The following is a 318-nucleotide window of genomic DNA, read 5'->3' on the forward strand; positions in this document are numbered from 1 at the left end:
AGAAGAAAATACGATTCAGGAAGATCAAGAATCTGTAAAAAGTGATGTGCAAACTCAAGAGAAAACGAGTAATCAAAATACTAATGAAAATAAAATACAAAAGAAAGGTGAAACAAAACAAACACCAATACAGCCTGTTGAAAGCAATCAGCCTTCTTCTGTAACACCAAGTCAGCCAGCATCAAGTGGAAATACTACTAATGCACAACAACCTCAAAAGGAAGAACAAACAAAAATTTTAAGAGTAACATATTGGGTCAAATGTGATTGTGGAAAAGAACTGACACATTCAATAGATTATAAAGATTATGAGTCTTA

At 32.4% G+C, this 318-nt stretch carries 1 protein-coding gene; it reads left to right on the plus strand.

What is annotated here, in order from left to right; translation table 11 throughout:
* On the plus strand, positions 1-318 hold a 318-nt coding region (locus LJD32_RS15180; RefSeq protein ID WP_227392844.1), incomplete at both ends, for a hypothetical protein.

The sequence above is a fragment of the Faecalibacillus sp. TM498 genome (genome assembly GCF_020589955.1).
Taxonomy (GTDB): Bacteria; Bacillota_I; Bacilli_A; order Erysipelotrichales; family Coprobacillaceae; genus Faecalibacillus; species Faecalibacillus intestinalis.